This is a genomic window from Aliiroseovarius sp. YM-037 (genome assembly GCF_048060095.1).
Taxonomy (GTDB): domain Bacteria; phylum Pseudomonadota; class Alphaproteobacteria; order Rhodobacterales; family Rhodobacteraceae; genus JBLUOA01.
In genome coordinates, this window is record NZ_JBLUOA010000001.1 from 2127905 (window position 1) to 2151033 (window position 23129).

The 23129-nt window shown below is 58.8% G+C and carries 25 protein-coding genes and 1 tRNA gene; 14 read left to right on the forward strand and 12 right to left on the reverse strand.

The annotated features are described in order from the left end of the window. Nucleotides 1–6 precede the first annotated feature (6 nt). The 7 genes from ACEWPJ_RS10465 to ACEWPJ_RS10495 all read left to right on the forward strand — a co-directional run bounded on the left by ACEWPJ_RS10465 (nt 7) and on the right by ACEWPJ_RS10495 (nt 8234). On the forward strand, nt 7–2088 hold the full coding sequence (locus ACEWPJ_RS10465) for an alpha-galactosidase (protein ID WP_416512948.1): 2082 nt from the start codon (nt 7–9) through the stop codon (nt 2086–2088). Nucleotides 2089–2227: 139 nt separating this feature from the next. Next, nucleotides 2228–3001, forward strand: a complete 774-nt coding sequence (locus ACEWPJ_RS10470) for an SDR family NAD(P)-dependent oxidoreductase (RefSeq protein WP_416512949.1) — start codon at nt 2228–2230, stop codon at nt 2999–3001. Next, nucleotides 2998–3915, forward strand: a complete 918-nt coding sequence (locus ACEWPJ_RS10475; RefSeq protein ID WP_416512950.1) for a 2-dehydro-3-deoxygalactonokinase — start codon at nt 2998–3000, stop codon at nt 3913–3915. The genes ACEWPJ_RS10470 and ACEWPJ_RS10475 overlap by 4 nt, the downstream gene beginning before the upstream one ends. Beyond that, entirely contained in the window at nt 3912–4517 is a 606-nt protein-coding gene (locus ACEWPJ_RS10480) for a 2-dehydro-3-deoxy-6-phosphogalactonate aldolase (RefSeq protein ID WP_416512951.1), read from the forward strand. The genes ACEWPJ_RS10475 and ACEWPJ_RS10480 overlap by 4 nt, the downstream gene beginning before the upstream one ends. Beyond that, nucleotides 4514–5356: an SMP-30/gluconolactonase/LRE family protein gene (locus tag ACEWPJ_RS10485; protein WP_416512952.1), complete on the forward strand. Its 843-nt coding sequence runs from the start codon at nt 4514–4516 to the stop codon at nt 5354–5356. The genes ACEWPJ_RS10480 and ACEWPJ_RS10485 overlap by 4 nt, the downstream gene beginning before the upstream one ends. Then, nucleotides 5353–7257, forward strand: a complete 1905-nt coding sequence (locus tag ACEWPJ_RS10490; protein ID WP_416512953.1) for a beta-galactosidase — start codon at nt 5353–5355, stop codon at nt 7255–7257. Before ACEWPJ_RS10485 ends, ACEWPJ_RS10490 begins: the two co-directional genes overlap by 4 nt. Then, the gene (locus ACEWPJ_RS10495; protein WP_416512954.1) at nt 7254–8234 is read left to right on the forward strand and encodes an aldose epimerase family protein; all 981 of its coding nucleotides are present in this window, start codon (nt 7254–7256) and stop codon (nt 8232–8234) included. Before ACEWPJ_RS10490 ends, ACEWPJ_RS10495 begins: the two co-directional genes overlap by 4 nt. Nucleotides 8235–8239: 5 nt before the next feature. On the opposite strand, the gene ACEWPJ_RS10500 is transcribed toward ACEWPJ_RS10495, so the two are convergent. Then, nucleotides 8240–8404 (reverse strand): twin-arginine translocation signal domain-containing protein, encoded by a 165-nt coding sequence (locus ACEWPJ_RS10500; protein WP_416512955.1) that lies wholly within the window; start codon nt 8402–8404, stop codon nt 8240–8242. Nucleotides 8405–8497: 93 nt separating this feature from the next. On the opposite strand from ACEWPJ_RS10500, the gene ACEWPJ_RS10505 reads away from it, so the two are divergent. The 3 genes from ACEWPJ_RS10505 (at nt 8498) to ACEWPJ_RS10515 (ending at nt 11678) form a co-directional block, all read left to right on the forward strand. Then, complete coding sequence (locus ACEWPJ_RS10505; protein ID WP_416512956.1) at nt 8498–9604, forward strand: pyridoxal phosphate-dependent aminotransferase; 1107 nt, start codon at nt 8498–8500, stop codon at nt 9602–9604. 68 nt (nt 9605–9672) lie between these two features. Further along, nucleotides 9673–9843 carry a hypothetical protein gene (locus ACEWPJ_RS10510; RefSeq protein ID WP_416512957.1) on the forward strand — a complete coding sequence of 57 codons (171 nt, stop codon included), beginning with the start codon at nt 9673–9675 and terminating at the stop codon, nt 9841–9843. 68 nt (nt 9844–9911) lie between these two features. Continuing rightward, nucleotides 9912–11678, forward strand: a complete 1767-nt coding sequence (locus ACEWPJ_RS10515; protein WP_416512958.1) for an ABC transporter ATP-binding protein — start codon at nt 9912–9914, stop codon at nt 11676–11678. On the opposite strand, the gene ACEWPJ_RS10520 is transcribed toward ACEWPJ_RS10515, so the two are convergent. Then, a complete protein-coding gene (locus ACEWPJ_RS10520; protein ID WP_416512959.1) occupies nt 11679–12359 on the reverse strand; it encodes a TIGR04283 family arsenosugar biosynthesis glycosyltransferase in 681 nt (226 codons plus the stop codon). Nucleotides 12360–12417: 58 nt separating this feature from the next. Here ACEWPJ_RS10520 and ACEWPJ_RS10525 point away from each other — a divergent pair, with 58 nt between their 5' ends. Further along, nucleotides 12418–13152 carry a YgfZ/GcvT domain-containing protein gene (locus ACEWPJ_RS10525; RefSeq protein WP_416512960.1) on the forward strand — a complete coding sequence of 245 codons (735 nt, stop codon included), beginning with the start codon at nt 12418–12420 and terminating at the stop codon, nt 13150–13152. On the opposite strand, the gene ACEWPJ_RS10530 is transcribed toward ACEWPJ_RS10525, so the two are convergent. Further along, the gene (locus ACEWPJ_RS10530; RefSeq protein ID WP_416512961.1) at nt 13149–13694 is read right to left on the reverse strand and encodes a GNAT family N-acetyltransferase; all 546 of its coding nucleotides are present in this window, start codon (nt 13692–13694) and stop codon (nt 13149–13151) included. The genes ACEWPJ_RS10525 and ACEWPJ_RS10530 overlap by 4 nt on opposite strands. Before the next feature lie 39 nt (nt 13695–13733). Then, nucleotides 13734–14297, reverse strand: a complete 564-nt coding sequence (efp, locus tag ACEWPJ_RS10535; RefSeq protein WP_416512962.1) for an elongation factor P — start codon at nt 14295–14297, stop codon at nt 13734–13736. 207 nt (nt 14298–14504) lie between these two features. Between efp and ACEWPJ_RS10540 the strand changes: the two genes are divergently transcribed. After that, on the forward strand, nt 14505–14819 hold the full coding sequence (locus tag ACEWPJ_RS10540; protein ID WP_416512963.1) for a DUF6280 family protein: 315 nt from the start codon (nt 14505–14507) through the stop codon (nt 14817–14819). Between the two features lie 59 nt (nt 14820–14878). Here ACEWPJ_RS10540 and ACEWPJ_RS10545 read toward each other — a convergent pair whose 3' ends face one another. The 4 genes from ACEWPJ_RS10545 to ACEWPJ_RS10560 all read right to left on the reverse strand — a co-directional run bounded on the left by ACEWPJ_RS10545 (nt 14879) and on the right by ACEWPJ_RS10560 (nt 18437). Further along, the gene (locus ACEWPJ_RS10545; protein ID WP_416512964.1) at nt 14879–15463 is read right to left on the reverse strand and encodes a cobalamin biosynthesis protein CobQ; all 585 of its coding nucleotides are present in this window, start codon (nt 15461–15463) and stop codon (nt 14879–14881) included. A gap of 103 nt (nt 15464–15566) precedes the next feature. Next, on the reverse strand, nt 15567–16277 hold the full coding sequence (locus ACEWPJ_RS10550) for a hypothetical protein (protein ID WP_416512965.1): 711 nt from the start codon (nt 16275–16277) through the stop codon (nt 15567–15569). Nucleotides 16278–16349: 72 nt separating this feature from the next. Then, nucleotides 16350–17732, reverse strand: a complete 1383-nt coding sequence (locus ACEWPJ_RS10555) for a TolC family outer membrane protein (RefSeq protein WP_416513038.1) — start codon at nt 17730–17732, stop codon at nt 16350–16352. A 51-nt stretch (nt 17733–17783) separates the two neighbouring features. After that, a complete protein-coding gene (locus tag ACEWPJ_RS10560) occupies nt 17784–18437 on the reverse strand; it encodes a protein-L-isoaspartate O-methyltransferase family protein (RefSeq protein ID WP_416512966.1) in 654 nt (217 codons plus the stop codon). Nucleotides 18438–18647: 210 nt separating this feature from the next. Here ACEWPJ_RS10560 and ACEWPJ_RS10565 point away from each other — a divergent pair. Continuing rightward, a tRNA-Cys gene (locus ACEWPJ_RS10565) sits at nt 18648–18721 on the forward strand. Between the two features lie 226 nt (nt 18722–18947). Then, nucleotides 18948–19301: a Rap1a/Tai family immunity protein gene (locus ACEWPJ_RS10570; RefSeq protein WP_416512967.1), complete on the forward strand. Its 354-nt coding sequence runs from the start codon at nt 18948–18950 to the stop codon at nt 19299–19301. 6 nt (nt 19302–19307) lie between these two features. On the opposite strand, the gene ACEWPJ_RS10575 is transcribed toward ACEWPJ_RS10570, so the two are convergent. The 4 genes from ACEWPJ_RS10575 to ACEWPJ_RS10590 form a co-directional block, all read right to left on the reverse strand. Continuing rightward, on the reverse strand, nt 19308–20315 hold the full coding sequence (locus ACEWPJ_RS10575) for a tyrosine-type recombinase/integrase (protein WP_416512968.1): 1008 nt from the start codon (nt 20313–20315) through the stop codon (nt 19308–19310). Continuing rightward, nucleotides 20302–20475: a hypothetical protein gene (locus tag ACEWPJ_RS10580; RefSeq protein WP_416512969.1), complete on the reverse strand. Its 174-nt coding sequence runs from the start codon at nt 20473–20475 to the stop codon at nt 20302–20304. The genes ACEWPJ_RS10575 and ACEWPJ_RS10580 overlap by 14 nt, the downstream gene beginning before the upstream one ends. A gap of 738 nt (nt 20476–21213) precedes the next feature. Further along, the gene (locus ACEWPJ_RS10585) at nt 21214–22155 is read right to left on the reverse strand and encodes a retron St85 family RNA-directed DNA polymerase (protein ID WP_416512970.1); all 942 of its coding nucleotides are present in this window, start codon (nt 22153–22155) and stop codon (nt 21214–21216) included. Nucleotide 22156: 1 nt separating this feature from the next. Continuing rightward, nucleotides 22157–23059, reverse strand: a complete 903-nt coding sequence (locus ACEWPJ_RS10590; protein WP_416512971.1) for a retron St85 family effector protein — start codon at nt 23057–23059, stop codon at nt 22157–22159. Between the last annotated feature and the right edge of the window lie 70 nt (nt 23060–23129).

A 23129-nucleotide genomic window follows, 5' to 3' on the forward strand; every position in this document is an offset into this window, starting at 1 on the left:
TAAATAATGACTCAGACCTATCGACTTGATGATGGCCACCAGACACTTGTGCTGGCGGCCCGCCGCGAAAGGCTGCCCGAAGTGGTGTATTGGGGTGCACCCCTGCCGGGTGACGAAGACCTGATGGCGCTTCACGCGGCACACGCCTTGGACGTGACGGGCGGAATGCTGGATGAAAACCCGGATCTCAGCCTGTCACCCGAGGCCAGCCGCACCTTCCCAGGCCAACCCGGCCTGATCGTGCGCGACACGGACGGCACGCCGTTGTTGCCGAAGTTCTGCTTTGAAAGCGTTGAGAACGGCAAAGACCTTACGCTGCGCTACACAGACGCGGACAACGCGATGACGCTGGTCTTCGATTTCGTGACGGACCCGGAAACCAGCATCATCACCGCGCAAACAACGCTTGAGGCGACCCGGCCCGTGCACCTGCACTGGCTGGCCGCGCCGGTCTTTCCCGGTCCGCAGCAATCGGACGAGATGATCGACGTCACAGGCCGCTGGTGCGGAGAGTTTCAGTTGAACCGCACCGCATGGTCCCCCGGCATCCGCTACCGCGAAAACCGCACTGGCCGCACCGGGCACGAACATTTCCCCGGCCTGATCGTCCCCTGCACCGGTGCGACGAATACGAAGGGCGAGGCCTATGCCTTCCATTACGGCTGGTCTGGTGGCCACCGGATGATCGCCGAGGAACTCCCCGACGGACGCCGCCAGATCCAATGGGGCCACGCCGCCCGGATGGAGACGGAGGCCGCAATCCGTTTCCAGACCGCACCGCTTTACCTGACCTATTCGCAGACCGGCCTCAACGGCTGCGCCATCGCATTCCAGCGCCACCTGCGCGACCGGATCGTCGCGTGGACCAAACCCGGCGCGCCCCGCCCCGTCCATTACAACTGCTGGGAGGCGGTCTATTTCGATCACAAGCTCGATACCCTCAACGACATCGCAACCCGCGCCGCCGATCTTGGCGCGGAACGCTTCGTGCTGGATGACGGCTGGTTCGGCAACCGCGACGACGACACCCGCGCCCTTTCGGATTGGGAGGTCGACCCTCGCAAATATCCCGACGGCCTGCACCCGCTGATCGACCATGTACACAGTCTGGGGATGAGCTTCGGCATCTGGTTCGAGCCGGAAATGATAAACCCCGACAGCGATCTGCATCGCGCCCATCCCGACTGGGCGCTCGGCAGCGCCGATCAAACGCTTGGCCGCCAGCAAAAGGCGCTCAACATGGCGCTGAAAGAGGTGCGGGATTTCATCTATGAACGGATGGCCACGATCCTGCGCGATCACCCCATCGACTACATCAAGTGGGACCATAACCGCGTCCTGCCCGCGCCGGATGCGGCGCAGACGCGCGGCTCCTACCGGCTGATCGACCGGCTGCGCGAGGAATTCCCGACCGTGGAGATCGAAAGCTGTGCCTCCGGCGGCGGACGTATCGACTTTGGCATCCTGTCCCGCACCCAGCGGATTTGGCTCTCTGACAGCAACGACGCGCTGGAACGGCTGAAGATGCAGCACAACGCCGCCCTCTTCCTGCCAATGGCGGTCACCGGAAGCCATGTCGGCCCACGCCGCTGCCACACCTCCGGGCGCACCCTGCCGATGGCCTTCCGCGCGTGGGTCGCTGCCCAGCGCCACATGGGCTTTGAAATGGACCCCCGCGAGTTGACAGAAGATGAGGCTAAAACCCTCAAGACCATCACGCAATGGTGGAAAGACAACCGCGACTGGCTCTATCGCGCTGACATTCTGCGCCTTGACAGCCCGGATGCGGCGGTGCTCGCCGAACAGCAAATGGCCCCCGATGCCTCCCGCTTTGTGACGTTCGTTGGCAAGGCCAACACCAGCACCCAGATCGCACCGCGCCCGCTGCGCCTGACCGCACTCGACCCGAAGGCGACCTACCGGATCGACCTCGTGAACCGCGACGAACTCTCCACCCTGTCACGCGGCACTCCCGCGCTCAAAACCGGGCCGATCGAACTTTCCGGTGCTTACCTTATGCATAACGGGATCACCCTCCCGTGGAGCTTCCCCGAATCCATGTGGGTTCTTGAAGGCACCAAGCTATGATTTCATCTTGCCATAAATACTCAAATTCTGCCGACCGCGACGGGGACAAGGGCTATCCGGCTATACTTGCGCTATGCCACCCATTCGTGATCCACACGCGATCCATACACTCTTTATCGACCTTCGGAGGACTCATCTGATGACCCGAACTGCCACCTTCCACGACCTCTCAGGCGCGTCGGTTTACATCACCGGCGGAGGCTCTGGCATTGGGGCCGCGCTGACCGATGGCTTTCTTGAACAAGGGGCCAAGGTCGCTTTTGTCGGCCGCTCAGACGCCACAGCGTTCTGCGATGAAATGGCTGAAAAACACGACGGCAATCGCCCGCATTTCATGCCCTGCGACATCACTGACATCGCCGCGCTGAAGGCGACGATTGACGAAGCAACCGAACGCCACGGCCCCCTGAAAGCGCTTGTAAACAACGCCGCGAACGACGCCCGCCATTCTGCGAATGAGGTGGATGAGACGTTTTGGACCAAAATGCTCGACATCAACCTCAAGGCCTATTTCTTTGCCTGTCAAGCCGCCGCACCGACGATGCGCAAAGCGGGTGGCGGGTCGATTATCAATTTCTCTTCAATCAGTTACATGATGGGCAACGCGGGTTATCCACTGTATACGATGGCGAATTCCGGCATCAATGGCCTCACCCGGTCGCTCGCCCGCGAATTCGGCCCCGACCACATCCGCGTCAACGCGCTCGCCCCCGGTTGGGTTCTGACGCAGAAACAAAAGGATATGTGGGTGACGGAAGAAGGCCTCGCCGCCCATCTCGCCCGTCAATGCCTGCCCGATCCGCTAGAGCCGCGCGACATCGTCGATGGCGTTCTTTTTCTCGCCTCGAACACCTCAAAAGCGATGACCGGCCAAGCCCTGGTCATTGACGGAGGCGTGGTGGTGACCGGATGACGGACAGCGCGACGACATATGCCGACTGGATCGCGGTCGATTGGGGGTCATCAAACCTGAGGGCATGGGCGATGACGGTGTCTGGCACCCATATCGCATCCGCAGAGTCCGCACACGGCGCCGGAACCTTGGCGCGCGAGGCGTTTGAAGCCGCCCTGCTCGACCTCATCACCCCTTGGCTTTCGGCGGAAAAAACGTCGGTCATCGCCTGCGGCATGGTCGGATCGCGGCAGGGTTGGGTTGAGGCACCGTATGCCACCACCCCTTGCCCCGCACTATCCGGCAATCTTGTGAAAGCACCGGTGTCCCACCCACAAGTCGATGTGTTTGTCATTCCAGGTATTCGACAGACATCCCCCGCCGATGTAATGCGCGGTGAGGAAACGCAGATCGCCGGGTTCCTCGCGCTGAATCCCAACTGGGACGGAGTCATCTGCCTGCCCGGCACTCATACGAAATGGGCCCATGTCAGCGCAGGAGAAGTCGTTAGCTTTCAGACGTTCCTGACCGGAGAGTTGTTCGCGACCATTTCAAAGCAAACCGTCCTGCGCCACACGGTCGCCGCCGATGGCTGGAACGACGATGCCTTCCACGACGCCCTGTCCAACACAATAAGCAAGCCCGAGCAAATCGCCGCGCGATTGTTTTCCCTTCGCGCGGAAAGCCTGCTGAACGACCTTGACGGTGCCTCCGCCCGCGCCCGCCTATCCGGAACGTTGATCGGGGCAGAGCTCGCCGCCGCCCGCCCCTACTGGCTTGGCCAACAGGTTGCCATTCTGGGGGCGCAATCGCTTGCCGAAACCTACAAAAAAGCGCTGGAAACCCAAGGGGTTCCGATAACTCTTGTCGACGCGAGCCGCATGACACTCGCCGGGCTTTCCACCGCCTACAGCCAGCTAAAGGAAACCGCATGAGCCGCCCGTTGATCGCCATTCTGCGCGGGGTCGAACCGCATGAGGCCACAGAGATTTGCGGCGCAATCATCGACGCCGGAATTGACCGGATCGAGGTTCCGCTGAACTCTCCCAATCCGTATCAAAGCATTAAGGCGATGGCCGACGCCTTTGGCAACGACGCCCTGATCGGCGCAGGCACGGTGCTGACCGCCGATGCAGTGACCGAGGTTGGCCGCGCCGGTGGCAAGCTGATCGTGTCGCCGAATTTCGACGCCGGGGTTATCAAGGCGACCAAGGCCGCGGGGATGCAGAGCTTTCCCGGTGTGCTCAGCCCGACGGAATGTTTCGGCGCCCTTCAGGCGGGGGCCGATGGCCTGAAGATTTTCCCCGCCAACCTGCTTGGCGTCGCGGGGCTGAAGGCGATCCGCGCGGTGCTGCCGTCCGAAACACCCGTCTACGTCGTTGGCGGCGCGGGTCCGGGCAACTTCGCCGAATGGGTCGCAGCCGGGGCCAGCGGGTTCGGCATCGGCGCGTCGCTTTACACACCCGACAGCAGTGTCGCGGATGTCGCAGCCCGGACGCGCGATATCGTCGCCGCCTATGATGAGGCTTTGAAATGATCCACGACGCACGCGTTTGCGCCTTGGGCGAAGGGCCGCTTTGGCATCCCTTGCGCGCGGAGCTTTTCTGGTTCGACATCCTCGGCCATCGTTTGCTCGCCGACGGGCGAGAATGGCAGTTCGACAGCTACGTTTCCGCCGCGGGTTGGGTGGACGACTCCACGCTGCTATTCGCCTCCGACCGCGCCCTCAGCCGCTTTGATATCGAAAGCGGAGAGCACGACACGGTCTGCCGGCTTGAGGCTGATAACCCGATCACTCGTTCCAACGATGGCCGCGCCGATCCGTGGGGCGGCTTTTGGATTGGCACGATGGGGATCAACGGTGAAAAGGACGCAGGCGCGATTTACCGCTACTACAAGGGTGAATTGCGAACCCTGTTCGCACCGATCACGATTTCCAACGCGATCTGCTTTTCGCCGGATGGGGATTATGCCTATTTCACCGACACGCCAACGCAGAAAATCATGCGGGTGAGGCTCTCTGAACCCGACGGCTGGCCGGAGCGTGAGCCCGAAGTCTGGCTTGACCTCAGCGATACAAACTGGCGCCCGGACGGGGCTGTCGTGGATGAAAAAGGCAACGTCTGGAACGCGCAATGGGGCGGGTTCCGGGTGGCATGCTACAGCCCGAACGGTCAGTTTTTAAATGCCGTTGCCTTCCCCGCCGGACAATCAAGCTGCCCTGCCTTTGGTGGTGCGGACCTCAATAAGCTCTTTTGCACCTCTGCCGCGACTGGCCTCAGCGACGATGACCTTGCAAAGCAGCCCGACGCGGGCAAAACTTTCGTAACCCCCGTCGATGCCAAGGGGCAGAGAGAACATCAGGTCATCCTATGAAACGAACGCTCGGCGTTTGCTACTACCCTGAACACTGGCCGGAAGAACGCTGGGCGCAGGACGCGGCCCAAATGGTCGAGATCGGCCTGACTTGGGTGCGGATCGGTGAATTCGCGTGGTCGCGGCTGGAACCGGCACCGGGCGATCTGCAATTCGACTGGCTCGACAGCGCGATTGAGATTTTGGGCGACGCCGGCCTACGCGTCGTGCTTGGCACGCCGACGGCGACCCCGCCCCGCTGGATGCTCGACAAGCATCCTGACATGCTGGCGCTGGATGAAAACGGCCATCCGCGAAAGTTCGGATCGCGCCGTCACTATTGTTTCAGCCACGAAGGCTACCGCAAGGAAAGCCGCCGGATCACGCGCCTGCTTGCCGAACGCTACGGCGCGAACCCGCATGTCGCCGCGTGGCAGACGGATAACGAATATGGCTGCCACGACACGGTGTTAAGTTACTCCGACGCCGCGCGGAACGCGTTTCAGGATTGGCTTGCCCGGCGGTATCAATCGCCGGACGCGCTGAACCGCGCTTGGGGTAATGTATTCTGGTCGATGGAATACGACAGGTTTGACCAGATCGACCTGCCAAATCAAACGGTGACGGAGGCCAACCATCCGCATCAGCTCGCCTTTCGGCGCTTCAGTTCCGATCAGGTGATCGCCCTCAACAAAATTCAGGTGGATGAGATCCGCGCCCATTCTGACGCGCCGATCCTGCACAACTACATGGGCCGGGTGACGGATTTCGATCACTACGCGATGGGCCGAGACCTCGATATCGCGACGTGGGACAGTTATCCGATCGGGTTCCTCAGCGACCGACTGGAAGCGTCGGACGACCACAAGGCGCGGTTTCTGCGCCAAGGTGATCCGGACATGCAGGCCTTTCACCACGACCTTTACCGCACCGTCGGCAAGGGGCGCTGGTGGGTCATGGAACAACAGCCCGGCCCGGTGAATTGGGCGCCCTATAACCCGGCGCCGCTGCCCGGCATGGTCCGCCTTTGGACGTGGGAAGCGTTCGCCCATGGGGCGGAGGCTGTGTGTTATTTCCGTTGGCGGCAGGCTCCGTTTGGGCAAGAGCAGATGCACGCAGGACTGCTCCGCACGGATGGGGAGCCCGCCCCGGCGCTGGACGAACTGGCCGAGATCAAGCGAGAGATTGAGGCCCTACCCGATGTTGGAACCGGGAAAGCTGATGTTGCGCTGATCTTAGATTACGAGTCGTGCTGGGCGTGGGAGGCGCAACCGCAAGGCGCGGATTTCAATATGTTCCGCCTCGCCCTTAGCGCCTATCGCGCATTGCGTCAGTGCGGGCTATCGATTGATATTTTGCCACCCGACACCACCGATCTGTCCGCCTACAAGCTGGTGCTCGCGCCCGGTTTGATGACCATTCCCGATGCGCTTCGCAACGCGCTTGCAGCCTTCGAAGGTACCGCGCTGATCGGGCCGAGAAGTGGGTCAAAAACGGCTGAGTTGTCGATACCAATCCCAATGGGTCCAAACCTGCCCGGCTTAGACGCGACCGTGACATTAGCGGAGAGCCTGCCGCCCGGCACCGACATCCCGCTGAGCGATGGTGGACGGTTCGTGCATTGGGTGGAGCGAATCGAAGGCGAGGCTGAAATAGTGCGCCAGACCGAAAGCGGCGCGCCAGCCTTGGTGCACGCGGGTGATCTTCACTACCTCGCCGGGTGGCCGGACGAAGACACGTTCCGGGCAATCGTTCGCGATCTTTGCGATGGGGTCGGTATTCAGACGCATGACTTGCCCGACGGATTGCGCATTCGCGATACGGAAAGCCATCGCTTCTACATAAACTACGCGCCTGAACAGATTACTTTTAATGGTATTTCCGTTCCCCCTGCCGGGGCCGTCTGGACCGATCTGCCATGACATCCGAACCCTTCGGAACGACCACCGACGACCAACCCGTCGACCGCATTCAGATCGGTGCCGGACGGTTGCGCGTGGCGGTGCTGACATGGGGTGCGGTGCTTCATGACGTGCGATTGCAGGGGCATCCTCATAGCCTCGTCCTTACAGCGCCGGAGCTTGCACCTTATGAGGGGCCGATGTCCTATTTCGGGTCCGTCATCGGCCCGGTGGTCAATCGGATTACCAACGCTCGCGCTCCGATTGGCGGGCGGATGCACCAGTTTGAGGCCAATCAAGACGGTCGCCATCTGCTGCACAGCGGCAGTGTGGGGACTCATCTAAAGGTTTGGCGCATTGCTGCAATGGATGAGGCGTCCGTAACGCTCGCCCTGACCCTGCCCGATGGCGAGGGCGGTTTTCCGGGGAACCGCGAGATTGAAGTCACTTATCGAATCGACGCACCCGCGTGCCTGACGATGACGATCAAGGCGACGACCGATCAGACGACCCTGATGAACGTCGCGGGACACAGTTATTGGAACCTGACCGGGGCGGATACGTTCGAGGGGCACCAGTTGCAAATCAACGCAGGGCATATGCTGCCGACGGACTCTGATGGCCTTCCGACGGGCGAGGTTCTTCCCGTCGATGGCACTGTTTACGATTTTCGGGAGTTGCGGTTGGTCGAGGCGGCCACTCCCCCGCTCGACAACAATTTCTGCCTGACGGATCATTCTGGCGAACTGCGGGCCGCCGCGCATTTTGTCGCGTCCGGTAGTGTCGCGATGGCACTGGAAACAACCGAACCCGGCCTGCAAGTCTACGACGCGCGAAATACGGATGAGGCTGGATTTGCACCCTATGCCGGCATCGCGCTAGAGGCACAGCGCTGGCCCGACGCGCCAAATAACGCAGGCTTTCCCAGCATCTCGATAGAACCTGATCAGACCTACCGACAGGTGACGCGAATGACGTTTTCCGACGCGGACACCTAGCCCGATCACGGCACCAAACGCTCGACCGCGCGCATCATGCCAAGCGACTTGTCATAAACCAGCGTCAAAATCCGCCGCCCGCCGACCCGTGTCGATATGGCAGGCAGGCTGCGCGCCACCCCGGTGGCCGCCGTCATCGCGATAAAACCGCGCCGTGTCAGTTTCGCCAATTTCGCCTCCAAACTTGCGACTCATTCTCATCTAGACATGATCCGGGCGGTTTCAACCTTGCCGCGCCGGATTGTTTGCGCTTATTTCGCGGTATGACTGACCCCCGCGTGACCCCGCTTGCCGCCAACCTACCCGCTTCCGTGCCCTTCGTCGGCCCGGAAACACAGGAACGCGCCGCCAAAGCCGCCTTTCGCGCCCGGCTTGGCGCAAACGAAAACGTATTCGGGCCATCCCCCAAGGTCATAGAGGCGCTGCAGGCAGCAGCACCGGAAATCTGGAAATACGCCGACGCGCAAAGCCACGACCTGCGCCACGCCCTTGCCCAACACCATGAAATCCCGGTGGAATCCGTGATGATGGGCTGCGGGATCGACGGGCTTCTCGGCGATTTGGTGCGGCTTTACGTCGGACCGGGCGACAAGGTCGTGACCTCTGAAGGGGCGTACCCGACGTTCAACTACCACGTCGCGGGTTTTGGGGGGACGCTTGTGAAGGTGCCATTCAAGGGCGACCATGAAGACCCCGACGCGCTGATCGCAGCGGCCAGCACATCCGGCGCAAAGCTGATCTATCTGTCCAACCCAGACAACCCTATGGGCACCTGGCACTCTGCCGATGTGATCGCCCAGATGATCGAAGCGGTGCCTGGCGGCAGCCTTCTCGTTCTTGATGAAGCCTACGTTGAATTCGCGCCCGAAGGGACCGCGCCTCCGACTGACCCGACGGATCGGCGCGTCATTCGGATGCGCACGTTTTCAAAGGCTTACGGCATGGCCGGGGCGCGTGTCGGATATGCCATCGGTCATCCCGAAGTGGTCGAAGGATTCAACAAAGTCAGAAATCACTTTGGCATGAACCGCAGTGCCCAGATCGGCGCGCTGGCGGCGCTTCGCGATCAGGATTACCTAAGCAAGATCATCGAAAAGGTCGCGACTGCCCGCGATCGGATCACTCAGATTGCGGCGGATAACGGGCTGACCGCCCTGCCCTCTGCCACGAACTTCGTAACGGTCGACTGCGGACGGGACGGAGACTTCGCTCGCGCGGTTCTGGCAGCGCTGGTCGCGGACGGTATCTTTGTCCGTATGCCCTTTGTCGCGCCGCAGGATCGCTGCATCCGCATCTCGGCAGGCACCGAGGCCGATCTGGACCTGCTGGCGGAGGCATTGCCCCGCGCGTTAAAGGCCGCTGCCGCCTGACGCGAACGTGACTTTGCCAACGTGGCGCTGCCACGCTACGCTGACCGGACCCGCTGTCAGAGGTACCGATGCGCGAACATCCGGTCAAACCCGTCGAAAATTACACCAACCCGTTTCTGGTGACGGCCTTTGTTCTGCTGTTCTCAACGCTTTTCGCGCTGTGGGCCGTGTTTGGCATGATCCCGGCGCTTGTCTTTTCGGTCGGCCTCAACACTCTGATCCCATCGCGCCGGGGATAGCGCGGCTTGCACGGTCCGAAAGATCGGGGTAGACCCTATCGACCCGTGGCCAGCAAGAAGAGCCGTCCGTGACTGCACCCTCAGACGACCCTTATTCCTCTCGCCGCCTGCTCGGGCGGCTTTGGCGCGATTATCTTTCCAAGCACCGTCCGTGGCTCATCCTGTCATTGATCCTGATGGTGATCGAAGGTGGCACGCTTGCCGTTCTCGCAAAGATGCTGGAACCGATGTTCGACAAGGTGTTCGTTGGCGGAGATTCCGGCGCGATCTGGTGGATTGGCGGTGTAATCTTCGGCCTGTTCGCCATTCGCGGCATTAGCGAACTTATCAAGAAAACCGTGCTCGCCCGTATTTCGCAACGATCCTCAACCGAAATGCAGGTCGATCTGCTGCGGCATCTGATGACGCTCGACAGCGGATTTTTCCAAAAGAACCCACCAGGCGCATTGATGGAGCGGGTACAGGGCGACACCCTTGCCGTTCAGAACGTCTGGTCGGTTATTATTCAGGGCGTTGGGCGGGATTTCTTCTCTCTGATCTGGTTGTTCGCGGTGGCGTTGTCGATTGACTGGGTCTGGACACTGGTTGCCATCGTCGCAGCCCCGGTACTAATCCTGCCAACGGCGGCGCTGCAACGCTATATCCGCCGCAAGACGCGGCAACTGCGGGAAGAAGCCAGCCATCGTTCCACCCGACTTGATGAGGTGTTTCACGGCATCAATCCGGTCAAGCTGAACCAGATGGAAGACTACCAGATGGGCCGGTTTGAGGCGATCGTCGATCGGATCGTCCGGGCCGAGATCAAAACCGCCGCCAGCCGCGCCACGATCCCGGCGATGATCGACATCGTGACCGGACTTGGCTTTTTCGGCGTGCTTCTGATCGGCGGACAGGAGATTATCGCTGGCGAAAAGTCGGTTGGCGAGTTCATGAGCTTTTTCACCGCCATGTCGCTGACCTTCCAACCGCTGCGGCGGCTCGGTGGGATCGCCGGCACATGGCAGGTCGCGGCGACGAGCCTTGAGCGTATTTACCGCCTGTTCGACGAAAAGCCGACGATCATCGCCGTCGAAAGCCCGGCTAAGGTGCCCGCGCGCGATGAAGCGGAAATTCGGCTTGAGAATGTATCGCTCGCCTTTGGCGATTTGCCTGCCCTCAACGGCCTGAACCTGACCGCGGGCGCGGGTAAAACCACCGCCCTTGTTGGTGCGTCCGGCGCGGGCAAAAGCACCGTGTTCAACGTGCTGACCCGGTTGGTAGAGCCGCAATCCGGCACGGTCACAATCGGCGGCTGCGATATCACGGACCTGTCGTTGGGCGAACTTCGGTCGCTGTTTTCGGTCGTCTCGCAAGACACGCTGCTGTTTGACGAAACCATCCGCGAGAACATCCTGCTGGGCCAGCCGGACATCTCCGAAGATCGGTTGAAACGTGTGCTGGATGCGGCGCATGTCGCGGACTTCCTCGGTGACCTCCCAGACGGCCTCGACAGCCCGGCCGGGCCGCGGGGTGACAACCTGTCGGGCGGGCAGCGCCAACGCGTCGCCATCGCCCGCGCCCTGCTGCGCGACGCTCCGGTTCTGCTGCTGGATGAGGCGACCTCTGCCCTTGACGCACATTCAGAGGCCGCCGTGCAGGACGCGCTTGAAAAGTTAAGCGCAGACCGCACAACGCTGGTCATCGCGCATCGTCTGTCCACCATCCAGAACGCTGATAAGATCGTGGTGATGGATCACGGACAGGTGATTGACGAAGGCACGCATACGGAACTGCTCGCGCGGGGTGGGCTTTATGCGGACCTTCACGCGCTACAGATCAAGTCGGAAGACGGGTAATCAGCGGCGGGCGTAATCCTGCGCCAATGCCTTTGGATCGGCCCCCAGAAGATAGCGGATTAGCGTTTTTAGATTGCGCGTGCCACGTCGAAGCCACCCCTCGACCAAGTAACGATCCGCGCCGGTTTCGATGGTGACTGGCAGCATCACGATCTTTGGCAAAGCACGGGCCAACGCCACATCCTCCATCAGCGGTATGTCGGGAAAGCCTCCGACCGCATCATAGTCGCCCCGCCGCACCAGCAACCCCTGATCGCCATACGGCAAGCGAAACAGCCGCGTCCGCAGGTTAGCCCAGCCCGCGACGATCTGTGCCATCAATCCGCGTGCGGCAAAACGCAAGCGAAAGCACGCGGCGCTTTGCTCTGTGCGCCAGTACTCGACAACAACGCCCGCCCAGCCCTCTGCCAACTGGCTGTCGGCGTGAAGGAAAAACAACCACTCCCCCGCCGCTACATTAGCCCCGCGCGCAAGCTGCCCACCGCGCCCGGCATCGCCGCTCACGACCAAGGCCCCCGCCGCCTCTGCGATGGCGAGTGTTGCGTCACTCGACCCACCATCCGTCACAACAAGTTCGCGGATCAGACCCGCCTGAAGCCCCTCGCCCAACGACGCCAGCACGCGCGGAAGCTCTTTTTCCGCGTTCAGCGTCGGAATGATGATCGAAATCGGCGCCCGCATCTGCTTTCCTTCCTATCGGCATCCTATATGACAGGTTGAGGCAAATGAGGACCGCGAAATGACCGACCGCACGCTTTTCGACATCACTGGCAATGATGGGGAGCATTTCTTGCAAGGGCTCGTGACCAACGACATCGCGAAACTGTCGGATGGCCTTGTCTACGCCGCGCTGCTGACGCCGCAGGGGAAATACCTCGCCGACTTTCTGCTGCTACAGCGAGGCGACCGGATCGTGCTGGATGTAAAGACGACGCTGGCGGACGAACTGCTCCGCCGGTTGTCGATGTATAAACTGCGGGCGGATGTGGCGATTGAACGATCGACACTGTCCGTCCGGTGCGGGCTTGGTGACGCACCCGAGGGGGCGCTGGCCGACCCGCGCCATACGGCGCTCGGCTGGCGGCTTTACACCGAAACACCGGGCAAGGAGGAGACGGTCGACTGGGACGCTATCCGCGTCGCCCATTGCATCCCCGAAACTGGAATCGAGCTGACGCCCGACACCTATATTCTTGAGGCGGGGTTTGAGCGGTTGAACGGCGTTGACTACCGGAAAGGCTGCTATGTCGGGCAAGAGGTCACCGCACGTATGAAGCATAAGACAGAACTCGCCAAGGGGCTGACGACGGTGCTGGTCGAAGGCTCCGGCCCCGTCGGCACGACGATTGAAGCGAACGGCAAGCCCGCGGGCACGCTGTTCACCCAAGCGGACGGAAAAGGCATTGCCTATCTGCGGTTTCAGCGCGTGTCGGACGAAATGACGGCGGCAGACGCGAAAGTGCGCCTGCCCTAGCTCGTCGCGGGGCGAGTCCGGGCCATGATCAATGTCGGCTGGCCATTAAGCTCTGCCAAGGTGAGGGTTTCGTAACCCGCCTTTTCAGCCACGCGAATGGATGCAGCGTGCTCAGGGTCTAATATGCAGGCGGTCCGCTCGCAGCAAAGGGCCGTATCCGCCCACGCAACGATCCGCTGCACCGCCTCTGACGCATACCCCTTGCCGTGCTCAGCGCCTTTCAGACCCCAGCCGGCCTCGGGCATCCCTTCAAGCGATGGTTGGATGTCGCGCTTATAGTCCGCGAAACCAACCTCTCCGACAAAGCGTCCGTCGTCCTTGGCCTCAACCACCCAATAACCGTAACCAACGACAGGCCAATGCCCGACATAGCGCAGAAGGCGATACCATGAGGCCGACTCGGTTGAAGGCTCTCCGGTAATGTATCGCACGACCTCTAGATCGGCCCACATCGCGGCGCTTTCGTCAAAATCATCCGCGCGATGCCCGCGCAAGCGCAGGCGATCTGTTTCAAGCACGGGCGGCGCGGTGAATTTGTGCATCAACCTGCCCCCCGTCTGAGTTTTGAAAAATCGCGGTCGTTACGCGCGTTCGGCGTAATCCATCGTTTCCGTATTGACGATGATGTCTTCGTCTTGCCCAACGAAAGGCGGCACCATGACCTTCACACCATTGTCGAGGATCGCGGGCTTAAAGCTGTTGGCTGCGGTCTGCCCCTTCACGACAGGCTCCGTCTCAACCACTTTGCAGGTGACCTTTTGCGGCAGCGAGGCATTCAGCGCTTCGGACTCGTAAAACTCCACCGTGATGGTCATTCCGTCCTGCAAAAACGGGCGTCTTTCACCAAGAATATCGGCCGGAAGTTCGATCTGATCGTAAGTTTCCGTATCCATGAAAACGAGCATTCCGTCGTTTTCATACAGGAATTGCTGGTCTTTCTGTTCAAGCCGGACACGCTCAACCTTATCGGCGCTGCGAAAACGTTCATTTAGTTTGGAACCATTTCGCAGGTTGCGGAGTTCTACTTGAGCGAACGCTCCGCCCTTGCCGGGTTTCACGTGATCGACCTTAACGGCAGCCCATAGGCCGCCATTGTGTTCTAGAACGTTTCCAGGTCTGATTTCGTTCCCGTTGATTTTCGGCATTGTGGCGGAGTCCTGACAAAAACTTGATGATTTCTTGGCGGAACCTATATATGGGAGGTAATGGGCGCGCAAGACGGCGAAATCAGCGAACAGCTATGCAACCAGTGAATAGCAGGCATGTCTGAAATGGCATACCGAATCGTTCAGAATTCGCCATATTGGGCACCAAGCCACCAAACGCAAGAGCAAGAATAAAGAGGACGACGAATGTTGGATTTCGTTGACGGCACTGCTTTTAACCACGAGCAAGGCAATCGGGCGCGAAAGTTGTTCGCCGCAGTTGTGTTGGCCGCTTTGGATGATGCCATCGCGGACGACAAGAAATATGGCAACGGGCCCGAACAGATTGCGCGCTGGGCGCGCTCGCGCGACGGGCGCGAGGTTTTGTCCTGCGCGGGGATCGACCCGAACGAACGCGTTGTTGCCGGGCTGATGGAATTCGTGTCGAAAGGTGTCCGCACATCGGTCGCCCTGTCGCGCGAAGAAAGCGAACGCCGCAGTCAGCAGGCCGAAGCAGCCTAGGCAGACAGCATACCGCATATGAACGAAAACAGGCGCCCATCGTGGCGCCTGTTTTCGTTTCAGCCGTTGCTGGTTGCGAACACCCACGCCCAGATAAAGGCAGGCGCGATCTGCGCAGTTGCAGCGACCGCAATCGCACAGCGCGACGCGGTGCCGTAATGCCGCCGCCACAGGACGATACACGCAACCAGCGACAGCATAATCTCTAGCGGCCCGATCACCCCGCCGTAGTGGCGGCTGTCCCAATAGGATAGCGGGCTGATGAACACCCAATCGGTGAGCGGCCAGAAGTGCATTCGCGCATCGTGATTGTGCAGCGGGAAATCAAACGCCAGATGCAGCAAAGCCGCGCCGCAGAACACCGCAAAGGTCGTCGCCCGCGTCCACAGCGCGACCGCCAGCGCGATGCCCCACAGGACAAAGCTGTTGTCGATTGCAAATATCCCCTGCCACTCCGGCGAATAGTAAAGCTGGCGAAAGACAGTTTCCGCCGGAATGTCCGCGATAAAGATCGACCATCCCGCCATGATATAAAGCGACAGATCCGGGGCGAGCGAACCGCACAGCGCTGCGACAGTCACGGCCACCTGCCGGGGTTTTGAAAACACCGCAGCGCCCAGTATGAGATGTGCAGGCGTGTTCACTGATCGACCCTTTCGCTCCGCAACCGTTCTGGAACAGCATAGGTGAGATCGGATGACGAACAATAGGCGTCGCCTATCGAGCCTTCGCGACGATCAGTGAGTGCTATTCGATATCCCGCGCAGCCATTGCGCGCTGCACCTCTCGCCGGACGAGCTTGCGGACATTGCGCGTGATGCGCTCTCCCAGCGGGCCTTGAAGCTCTTGCCGGACGATTTCACCGACGATGTCGCGCAAAGCGTCTTCGTCAGCAAAACCGTCCTCGTCGAAATCTTCATCCGCGGCCAACCGCTCTTTCGCGGTTTCCTCGACCGCTTCGAAAATCTCGGACTCGAACGCAGGCTCTTGCTTTGATTTGAAATCAATTCCAACGACTTTTGCCGCAACTTGATCAAAGGTTGGCATCCGGTCGAGAGATTCGTCTTCGTCCTCGGATCCGTCAGGCTCCCACTCATCCTCGCGGTCGCCGACGGCTGCTTCCAGCTCTGCGATCGTTTGTTCAAGCGCGCTCAGCCCTGACGGTGTCGGATCGGCGGCCCAATCCATATTGGCGGGCGCGTGGTCTTCGGCGTTCAGTTGAAGCACTTCGTCAGCGGGGGTTTCCGCTGGCGGCTCTTCCACCTCGGCAGGCTCTGCAACCTCAGCCTCCTCCGCCACGCGGAACGCGGGCGTCAGAACAAGCCGCCCGGCCTCATCCTCCGGCGGTGCCGTCGACGCCCCCGACCGATTGAGCGTCGGACGCGCGTCATCAGACACGAGTCGCCGAATGGAAGACAGCACGTCTTCGATTTCAGAGTTAGATACAGGTTCTGACATGGGTTATTCCCGATTGCGCCCCACAGGGATAGTAGACCTACCTGCGATTCCACACAACAGATAGTAAGGATTCTAATTTCTGTTGAGCCGCTCCAAAACCCCGTCGAGCCGCTGACCCTGTTCGCTGATCGGTCGTGTGGGCGCATTTCGAACAGCGTTGTAGTAATCTGCCGGATCATAGGTCGCGATCCCGAGGTTGAGGTGGCGCACCGTCAGGTGTCCCATCGCAGCCAGCAGGCGATATGACGCAATCTGCGCATCCACCCCGGCAGAGATTCGGTTGGCCTGTGCATCAAGCAATTCCTGTTCGGCATCGAGCACATCGAGCGTTGTGCGCGCGCCGAGCGTTGCCTCTTCCCGCACACCACGATAGGCAACGCGAGAGGCGCGAACTTGCCGATCCGTCGCCTCAATGCTCGCCCGCGCAACGATCAGTGAGGACCACGCATTGCCGACATTCTGCGCAACCGACAGCGTCGCCAAATGCAGCGCGGCCCGGCTGGCGTCGCGCCGTGCGATAGATTGGCGGCGCAGCGATTTTAGCTGCCCGCCCTGGTAGATCGGACCACCCAAGTTCAGGCTAAGCGTCGCGTTGGCGTCCCCGTCCTGATCGACGGTTGTTTGGCCGTTCAACGTCGCGTTTGGCAGGAAATTCGCCTCGGCCCGCCGGATATTCAATTCCGCCACGGTGACTTCGCGCTGCGCTTGGCGCACGTCAGGGTGGTTCTGCACCGCTATGCCCTGCGCAGCACTCATCGACCGCGCGGTCTGCGGCGGTGTTGGGGGTGAGGCAAGCTGCCCCGGATAGCGCCCGATGGCGGCCTTGTATTCTTCGCGCGCCTGGGCAAGCGCACCTTCGGCGGCGGCAAGGCCAGCCCGGGCAGATGCCAGCCGCGCCTCGGCGATCGACACGTCGGTTCGCGTCACCTCACCAACCTCAAACCGATCCTGCGCGGCGCGTAATTCCTGCGTAATCAACCGGACGTTATTATTGCGAAGGCTGACGAACTCCGCCTCACGGCGCACATTCATGAACGCCTCAACTGCGCGCAGCAAAACCTGCTGTTCGATCCCAACCAGCGCTTCCCGCGTGGCAAGCACGGTTTCTTTCGCCGCCTCAATCGCAAGGCGGTTGCGCCCGAAATCATAGACCGTCAAGTCCGCCGACAACCCAAGCGACTGCGTCAGGTGATCGCCCGACAGATTGACCGGGTCGTGGCTGTAGGTCGCCCGCGCCGTCCAGCCGATGACCGGGCGCAAGGTCGCCACAGCTTGCGCAACATCCTCATCCGCGGCCCGCAAGAGCGCGCGGTTCTGATCGAGCAATCCGCTTTCCTGATAAGCTGAGATCAGCGCGTCCGTCAGCGTTTCAGCATGAGCGCTCACCGCACTAAGACCCATCGCGCCCGCCACGATCAAACTGCGAATCCCGGCTCGGATTTTTGAGGCCTTCATGACACTCATCCCTTTGACCTCAGAATCTACCAGATCGTGCCGAATATCGAGTCAGAGCGCAAATTCCTTTGCCCCTTCAAAGCCCGGCAAAACCGGCGCAGAGGCATTGAACGAGAAGCGCCACGTGACAGCGCCATCAATCTTATAACCGATCCGAACGACGCCCAACGCGCCTTCCATGAACAGCGCGGCGATCCGCCCGCCATCCTTCAGCTGATCCAAAATCGTTTCGGGAACGTGCACCACGCCACCTTGCAAGATAATCGCGTCGTAAGGCCCGTGCTTTGTCGCGCCTTCGACCAGCATGCCTTCGATCACCGCAACATTGTCAGCCCCGCTGGCGGACAACAGAGACTGGGCCTCAGCCGCCATGTCAGCATCTTCTTCAACCGCGACAACAGCCTCGGACAGCCGCGCAAGAAGCGCGGACGAATATCCCAGCCCGCACCCGATATCGAGCACCATTTCATCCGGCTGCACGTCAATCGCATCCAGCATCTTGGCCAGCGTGCGCGGCTCAAGCATCACCCGCCCTTGGCCAAGGTCGATATTCTCACCGACATACGCCGTCTCGCGCTTGCTGTCGGGCACGAAATACTCTCTGGCGACAGTCAACATCGCATCGATAATCGGAAATTTGGTAACGTCAGACGGGCGAACTTGGGTATCCACCATCATCGAACGGCGTTTGGCGTAATCGGTCATGACTAAACTCATTCGTCTAGTTTCGGTCAGACTGTCTTGCCACAGAACCCCGGGGACAGCAACAGAGCAGACGCCCCCGATCACCGCTTGAGCGCGGAAAATCAGTGAGAACAGAACGCAACCAAAACACGAATGTCGAGAAAATGTCGAGAAACACCACTTGCGCCCGTTTTTCGAACACCATAATAACCCTTTACCACAAAGCGATACGGCGAGTTGGCGGAGTGGTGACGCAGCGGATTGCAAATCCGTGTACACCGGTTCGATTCCGGTACTCGCCTCCAAATCTTTTCAATAACTTAGTAGCAGTTTCCGTAGCTTTGCGCAGCCGAGTCTAAACAAATGTCTAAACATTCTGTTTTTGTTCTGTTCGCATTGTGCCGAACTATCTACACTCCTAGGTGAAGATATTGACGGTCGAATTTTCGGAAGGACTGGCGCTCAAAAGAACGACGGGATGCGTAAGTTTTGGACAGTAATTACGCCGACAATCAAACGACTGGGCGATACATGAAACAATTAGCAACAACACTGATTTATTTGGCCTCCACACTTCCTGCATTGGCTGGATTGAGTGGTAACCAACTTCTTGAGATTTGCAGAAGAAGTTCGCCAGAGGACGTCAGCTTTTGCCAAGGATTCATTCTTGGATCAGTCAACATGGGTTCCGACGTCCAGCACTATGGTGACAGCAGATTTATTGGATCCGGAATTGTTAGTGCGTGTGTACCGCCGGAGGCTACCCTAGACCAGCTGGTAGATCTTGCGTTGGGTCATCTGGAAGACACGCCTGAGACACGTCATTATAGCGCTGCAAGCACCATATGGCTTGCTATGAGCCGCGCCTTCCCATGCGACAGTTAATTCTATTCAGTTCGGTGTTCTACGTGTTCGCCTACGCTGCGCCTCGATAGCCCTGATCTTCTGCCGCACCTTCTTGGTGTAGTGCAAGACCATCGCAGGACTTTGCCCGGTCACGGCGGCAACCAGGTCATCGCTACAACCTGCCTGAACGAGTTCGCAAGCAGCATTGTATCGCCAGCTATGAATATCATAGTCGAGAGCGCCAATTGCTTCCCTGACCTTTCTGATCGCCTGTGACGCACCCCGATAGGACCACCGGTTCGTTCCCCGCTCGTTGGTCAGAATGAAAACAGAGTGGCGACGAGCAGCGTTGAGCGCAGCTTGTAATTCTGGGAGGATCGGAATCCAAAGCTCTTTGCCGGTCTTGTTTTGCCGGACGACAAAGCCATCGTCCTGAATGTCGAACCAGCGCATTTCGAGAACGTCGCCGATCCGCTGACCTGTGCCAACACAAAGCTCCATCAACAAGCGCTCTCTGGACCCCAAAGGACAACTTGCCCTGTAGGTGTCCAAGAGTGCCTGCGGCCACGGCTCCCGCTCTTTCTTGCTGGTCTTGATTTCAGAGACACCCTTTGCCGGGTTGTCATCCCGCCAACCCAAGTCAACGCAATGCTCCATGAGGATGCGCAAAACCCGCAGCGAATAGTTGGCGAAGTATGGCTTCTCGGCGTTTGCATCACGTAGCCGGATCACATCCTTACGTTTCATGGCTGTTGGATTTGCATCCCCCATACGCTCCCGAAAGAAGTTCAGATACTTGTCGTAATCCAGCGCCGTTCGAGGCTTCAAACCCCGGTAGCGTGGTGACTTGTGATAGCTGTTAATCAACGCATCGAAGGTTCGCGCAATCACCCGAGCAGGCTTTACTTCACCGTTCAGAATTCCCGCATACTCCTGCCAGAACTCAGGAGTACCAAATTCGTTTTGGAACTTTGTAGAGCGCCAGCCCCGGCGCTGGAAATATAAACCGTTTCGCTGCTTGTAGACGTGTTTTGGAAGCTCACGTTTTGTCATGGCGCATATCAATCCTATCAAATTCATCGTCCTTCACGGGCATCGAAAGCACGATCTCAATTTTTCGGCCTTCAACTGTTACCCGGCTGACCGCCTTCCCGGCGCGTTCAAAGGCGTTGAGCAATCCCAGTGCCTTCTGCTCGATGCTCGTTGCCGCCATTGTCCCAACCCGAGTGCCTTTCAATCTCGTTTAGTTCGCGCACCAGTTATGGTGAATGTGCTGATGTCGCCCATGCAAACTGTTCTGATCGAGATTCTAGGCAAGCTCGGATTCTGCGGCAACAACCGCCAGAGATTTTGTTCTTAGAACCGGAGACTGGTGTCACTAAGTGCATACAGAGAAGCGTGACAAATTTGCCGAACTCTCTGATAAATAATTACCACAAAGCCCTCTACCCACCAAAACGCTTGACGGTTTTTCGGGCCGCTATGCGCTACAGCTTCAATCGGGAATTTTGATCGCACGTGAGAGGCATTCAAGCGAAGTGTTCGAGTTGGAATCTGAGCCCTCTGAACGGCGAAAAGGTGTCACTAAATGCATACAGGATCAAGCGGGTGTATGCATGGTCTGCCCGCCCCGCTCCCCCTCCGATACTTAAAGTCTCCGGGGAATCGGGGCTGCGTTTGGCGATTGCGATCAGCCGTTGAAATTGGTCCGAACTCTGAAACTCTCTTCCTTGACGCTCAAATCAGTTCCAAAATGGCGGAATGTGATTTTCGCGGCCACTGAAGCCCGCGAACGTCTCTCGCTAGGGTCGGGGTGCCGAACTCTTATCCAGCGCGTCTAGGATGCCTTCTAAACGCCTGTCCGGTCGAGTGTTTGGAAGCGGAAGTTCGCTGCGCTGACGACAGATGTCTGGTATTGCCCAGAAAAACAGACGAAAAACTCGACCTTCCGCTAAATGAGCCCAATCGGAAGATCAAATTTGGCGCTTCTAAGACGCTGTATATGTGCTTTCCCGTATTTCTCTATCAGTCGCGCCTCGAACTGGGGCTCAATATCAATCGCGAAAGCGAAAAGACCCTTCAGATAGTAGAATTTCTGCGGTTCAATATCGCCTTTGATCCATTTGTGTACGAGTGCCTTAATTTCTCTCTTTCGCTCCCTACCTATTGATAAGGTATGCTGAGGAGTAATGACGACTCCAGTGATCTTCCTGCTGTACTTCTTCGAGAGATATGTTGTCTTTTGGTGGTTCAACCGTAACCGCAGGTGGGGAATGTCGCGCTTACTTTGCACGATCAATGCCTCCAATCCTCCTAGCTCTCTGGGCTCGAAAGAGGAGACAAAAATGTCATCAGCATATCTTGTAAATACGAGTCCTCGCCTTTGACATACTTCATGCATTCGTCGATCAAACTCGAACATCATCGTGTTTGTGATCGCCGGGGAACTCGGCGCTCCAATCGTGAGTCTTCGGTGTCGACACACGATATTCCCGGCAAAGTCCAAATCGCGCTGTGTAAGTTCGATCCCAAGGTTCTTGGATTGCTCTGACACGTAGTGAATGACACGGTCTTGCGAGAACGAAGGGAAAAAGCTCGAAAAGTCGTATCTGTTCGTGAACTTGGTTTGGCGATGCCGCTCTGCATTCTCTCTAATTCCTGTACCCTTCCGGTAGGCGGTTGCTGCCTCGTGCACCGGAAACCGGGCGAACAAAGCCTGCACGATCCAGCGTTGAACCGCTTTCAACTCTCGGCTGGGGTGCTCAATCAACCTGTCGCCGCCAGACCTCTTCGGAATTGTGTAGACCTTGTAACGACGACTTGCCGTCAACGACAAACTCAGGAGTTTGGATTCCGGTATGTTGGAGGTCTTGCTGAGGAGTTCGATCAACATGTCAGGTCCCCAGCAATGAGGAAAACTCTGGGTCCGCCCCCAGATAGACCGCCGAGAGTTCGACCATCAAAACATCGCGTTCGGTCCTCGCTCCGTCCTTGATTTGCAGGATAAAACTACCTTCGTCTTTGACCTTAAGATGGCCGTAGTCTCCGATTTCCGAGAGCCGCCCTGAACCTACGAGGATTGAAACAATCTGCTTTGCCTTCGACGGTCCAATGTGCCCGGCAAACAAGCCGCGAAGAAAGAACTCAATGTCGTCGACTGTCGCAATACTCAGTAACGCAACCATAGACTGGATAATCCCAAATAGTTCAAAACTATCCATATCTGAAAACGCCTTGATCCGCAGCGCCCGTCTGGTCGCGTGAAGCGGCGCTCGGTCAAGTAGTCTTTGTGAAATGAGACAAAAATTTGGATTTTCATAGTCGAATTGAATGTTCGGTTGAAAGATGGACACATCGGCTATCTTCTTCGCGGGACCGATTGATATGAAACTGTCAGTGGTGAGATGTGCCGCGTTTATTGCGAGCAGAATCTTCTTGGCGATGTTTGGCCGGGCAGAAAAGTAGCCTGTTTCGGCAAGTGAGCCCGCCGCCTCGGGGAAAATTACGATTGAGTGGGATAGGTTCCCGATCAGTTCTTCGAATGTGGTAATGTCGAACGGTTCGCTATCTCCGAGTGTCCAGTACTTACGCATCGCAAACTCAGGTTCGAAGAATTCGTGGTCGGGCAGAAGCGCCTCAAATTCTTCCTGAAAGCGACGGCGCATGTGGTGGAGCTCGCTGCCACCACAAACGAAAACGATGTTGCTCTGTCGTGGGATAGTGAAGCCGTTTGAAATCAGCTTGTATAGCTTCCTGCGCAGCGACTTGTGATCATCGCTGCGCAGGGGGTGGTCCATTCAAGTTCTCTTACTTAAGCGTCCGACTTCGATTGGTTTTGTCGGCCCCGGTCTTCGCCTCGGCGCCGAC

Excerpts from the sequence above, each read along its gene's own strand:
- ACEWPJ_RS10585 (WP_416512970.1), bottom strand. The coding sequence starts at position 22,155 with ATGTTGATCGAACTCCTCAGCAAGACCTCCAACATACCGGAATCCAAA.
- ACEWPJ_RS10570 (WP_416512967.1), top strand. The coding sequence starts at position 18,948 with ATGAAACAATTAGCAACAACACTGATTTATTTGGCCTCCACACTTCCT.
- ACEWPJ_RS10525 (WP_416512960.1), top strand. The coding sequence starts at position 12,418 with ATGACCGACCGCACGCTTTTCGACATCACTGGCAATGATGGGGAGCAT.
- ACEWPJ_RS10495 (WP_416512954.1), top strand. The coding sequence starts at position 7,254 with ATGACATCCGAACCCTTCGGAACGACCACCGACGACCAACCCGTCGAC.
- ACEWPJ_RS10550 (WP_416512965.1), bottom strand. The coding sequence starts at position 16,277 with ATGTCAGAACCTGTATCTAACTCTGAAATCGAAGACGTGCTGTCTTCC.
- ACEWPJ_RS10575 (WP_416512968.1), bottom strand. The coding sequence starts at position 20,315 with ATGACAAAACGTGAGCTTCCAAAACACGTCTACAAGCAGCGAAACGGT.
- ACEWPJ_RS10490 (WP_416512953.1), top strand. The coding sequence starts at position 5,353 with ATGAAACGAACGCTCGGCGTTTGCTACTACCCTGAACACTGGCCGGAA.
- ACEWPJ_RS10505 (WP_416512956.1), top strand. The coding sequence starts at position 8,498 with ATGACTGACCCCCGCGTGACCCCGCTTGCCGCCAACCTACCCGCTTCC.
- ACEWPJ_RS10465 (WP_416512948.1), top strand. The coding sequence starts at position 7 with ATGACTCAGACCTATCGACTTGATGATGGCCACCAGACACTTGTGCTG.
- ACEWPJ_RS10520 (WP_416512959.1), bottom strand. The coding sequence starts at position 12,359 with ATGCGGGCGCCGATTTCGATCATCATTCCGACGCTGAACGCGGAAAAA.
- ACEWPJ_RS10480 (WP_416512951.1), top strand. The coding sequence starts at position 3,912 with ATGAGCCGCCCGTTGATCGCCATTCTGCGCGGGGTCGAACCGCATGAG.
- ACEWPJ_RS10485 (WP_416512952.1), top strand. The coding sequence starts at position 4,514 with ATGATCCACGACGCACGCGTTTGCGCCTTGGGCGAAGGGCCGCTTTGG.
- ACEWPJ_RS10555 (WP_416513038.1), bottom strand. The coding sequence starts at position 17,732 with ATGAAGGCCTCAAAAATCCGAGCCGGGATTCGCAGTTTGATCGTGGCG.
- ACEWPJ_RS10560 (WP_416512966.1), bottom strand. The coding sequence starts at position 18,437 with ATGACCGATTACGCCAAACGCCGTTCGATGATGGTGGATACCCAAGTT.
- ACEWPJ_RS10470 (WP_416512949.1), top strand. The coding sequence starts at position 2,228 with ATGACCCGAACTGCCACCTTCCACGACCTCTCAGGCGCGTCGGTTTAC.
- ACEWPJ_RS10580 (WP_416512969.1), bottom strand. The coding sequence starts at position 20,475 with ATGGCGGCAACGAGCATCGAGCAGAAGGCACTGGGATTGCTCAACGCC.
- ACEWPJ_RS10540 (WP_416512963.1), top strand. The coding sequence starts at position 14,505 with ATGTTGGATTTCGTTGACGGCACTGCTTTTAACCACGAGCAAGGCAAT.
- ACEWPJ_RS10510 (WP_416512957.1), top strand. The coding sequence starts at position 9,673 with ATGCGCGAACATCCGGTCAAACCCGTCGAAAATTACACCAACCCGTTT.
- ACEWPJ_RS10530 (WP_416512961.1), bottom strand. The coding sequence starts at position 13,694 with ATGCACAAATTCACCGCGCCGCCCGTGCTTGAAACAGATCGCCTGCGC.
- efp (WP_416512962.1), bottom strand. The coding sequence starts at position 14,297 with ATGCCGAAAATCAACGGGAACGAAATCAGACCTGGAAACGTTCTAGAA.
- ACEWPJ_RS10590 (WP_416512971.1), bottom strand. The coding sequence starts at position 23,059 with ATGGACCACCCCCTGCGCAGCGATGATCACAAGTCGCTGCGCAGGAAG.
- ACEWPJ_RS10475 (WP_416512950.1), top strand. The coding sequence starts at position 2,998 with ATGACGGACAGCGCGACGACATATGCCGACTGGATCGCGGTCGATTGG.